Genomic DNA, 1,772 nt, shown 5'->3' on the forward strand with positions numbered 1-1,772 from the left:
TCTAGCCGAGAGGCTTTTGATTTATTGGTTACAGCAGGATTACTTAGCGCTGATCTAGCAAATAAGTTAAAAGCAATGGTTGGATTTCGTAATATTGCTGTTCATGATTATCAAAGTGTAAATTTAGATATTGTTCGTCAAATTATTGAAAAACATTTAACTGATTTTAAACTATTTACGAAAGAAGTAATGGGGATATTGGAATTTTAGGCAAAAGAACAGATTAATAGGACTGAGAAAAAAAGTAATTCTATGATTCCCAAACCAGCTATTGAAACAATTACTTAATTTCGTAAGAAGGAACGTGGTCATAAGATGTATTTGTTTATGTTGTAGCGAGGTTTTGCATGAGATGTGTGTAGTTAATAGTAGGAACAATATCCACATACAATTTTATCAACAAATAAGTAAATATTTTCAAAACTAATTTTTATACATATAATGTATATTAAAAACAAAAAAGTTTCCTTGTGGAAACTTTTTTGTTTTCGGTAAATTTATAGTGGTAAATTAATATGCAGTTTTTGAAAAAAATGATGAATCATGTCAAATCATCTTCATTTACACGAACATGAACGTGGTATAAAAATGAAGCATATCTAAAATAATTAAAGGGGCTGAAAAAATGATTAAAAAACTTATTATTGGTTCTATTGCTTTAGGCACAACAATAGGAGTGAGCAGACCTACATTTGCTGCTACAATACATTCTCCATCACAGTTTAAAGAAATTCAAAATGTTCATGTGCAATCCCTACACTCCCCATGGCAGTATTTAGGGCAAACTTCAAGGGAACTTCAAATTAAAAGTAAGGATCCAAAAGTACTAGCTTTTGAACTAGCAAAAGAAGCGCCATTTTACGAAGAAGAATTAGTAGACATATGTTCGGTAATTTTAGATGCAAATGTAGACGTTATATATTGGACAAGTAAGGAATGGGTTAGATTTGAAGAAGGAAATTATGAATTTAAACATGAAATTAAAATTTTTAGAGATAAAGAACGTCAGCAATTAATTACTGCACTAGAATCTTAGAACTTCTACAAAAAAGAAGCTATTTTTAGTATGCTATTCTCTCCTCATAGTAGATAGGAAAAAGAAAACACATTAACCTATTTATTATAGAGGGGATTTTTCTATGGGTTAAATTAGAATTACTTGCTATACAAAATGCATCGTTGGTATCTGTCTCGCATTTTATTTCAAAGAGTATGTATACGTATTTGCTAACGAGGTGTACGCCTGCGTTTTCTTTTTTTATGTCCCTCGGAAAGTATATAACCGTTTAAAGAATAAAAAATTTAATTACATTACAAAAAGTTTACGATTTTGTAATCTTACAGGGTCCTTTTAACGGAAACATATATTAAATGTCGTTCTTGGAACTTTGTTAATGTATGTAAAATCCAGTTTTTTAACTTAAAAATTTCTTAGCGTACGAAATTCACGTTTTGTTTGGTGTTACCCCATCGCTATCAAGCTAAGCCCATACAGCGTCAAGTTGAGTAGCGTTTGTTTCTTTTTTCTAAAATCTAGGTGTAGAGAATTTAAACTTGATAGCGATGTGACGCTACCCCATACCCATCAACTTAAGAATTCAGAATTACCCCAAAATGAAAAAAAGAACTTTTTGTTACAAATTAATAAAAAGTTCTTTCTCAAGGTACTAAAAAATTTCAATATAACAATTTTTTTCAACAAAAAAACCAAAACAGCTTAACCCCATTGTAATTATAGGTCAGAAAACAACTGGCAGATTAACAAGAGAACG

2 protein-coding genes are annotated in these 1,772 nt (G+C 30.3%); both read left to right on the top strand.

Annotation, left to right across the window (positions count from 1 at the left end; all coding sequences use genetic code 11):
• Positions 1 to 210 (top strand): type VII toxin-antitoxin system HepT family RNase toxin (hepT, locus tag FOT98_RS30290; RefSeq protein WP_144291220.1); only part of this gene is annotated, 210 nt, incomplete at its 5' end.
• A gap of 415 nt (positions 211 to 625) precedes the next feature.
• A complete protein-coding gene (locus tag FOT98_RS30295; protein WP_000592184.1) occupies positions 626 to 1,036 on the top strand; it encodes a hypothetical protein in 411 nt (136 codons plus the stop codon).
• Positions 1,037 to 1,772: the final 736 nt, after the last annotated feature.

Origin of the sequence: Bacillus sp. HY001 (assembly GCF_007558965.1) — a bacterium.
Classification (GTDB): Bacteria; Bacillota; Bacilli; order Bacillales; family Bacillaceae_G; genus Bacillus_A; species Bacillus_A mobilis.